This is a genomic window from Aerococcus sp. L_32, from assembly GCF_050689315.1.
Genome location: NZ_JBOEQF010001302.1, coordinates 1 through 508 on the forward strand (window position 1 = coordinate 1; position 508 = coordinate 508).

The 508-nt window shown below is 40.7% G+C and carries 1 protein-coding gene and 1 pseudogene; both read left to right on the forward strand.

Going from position 1 to position 508, the window contains the following annotated elements; genetic code table 11:
- The coding region (locus ACRCJ0_RS19455; protein ID WP_431391869.1) for a winged helix-turn-helix transcriptional regulator at positions 1 to 253 on the forward strand (253 nt) is incomplete at its 5' end.
- A gap of 158 nt (positions 254 to 411) precedes the next feature.
- Positions 412 to 508: pseudogene (locus ACRCJ0_RS19460) on the forward strand (diguanylate cyclase); the annotation flags it as partial.

Sequence of the window (508 nt, forward strand, 5' to 3'; positions counted from 1 at the left end):
AACTTACCGTTTCAATGAACTGCACCGGTCTATTGAAGGAATCAGTCAGAAAGTCTTGACGGAAAACCTGCGCAAGTTGGAGTCAGACGGGATTATCCAGCGGACCGTCTATGCAGAAGTGCCACCAAGAGTGGAGTATTCCTTGAGTGAATTGGGCGATACCTTAAGACCTATTATTGAAGTGATGCGGGCCTGGGGGAATGATTATTTGAACGGCAACCTGCCTGGAATTGAAGATCCAGAAAAAAATTAAAAATATTTTTTGCTGGCAAAGCCTTGGTATCCGTCATTACTTACCAATAAGTAAGTAGCTAAGGAAAAAGTGCCTACTTTTAGTAAGTGGATTTTCATGGTTAAATATACCTATCAACAAGTAACCAATAAACTTACATATGAAAGAGGTATATAAACATGGCAAATATTACAGTATTCGGTAAAGGTAACATGGGTTCAGCAATCGGTGGCTTATTCCAAGAAGCAGGAAACGACGTCGCTTACATCGGTTCAG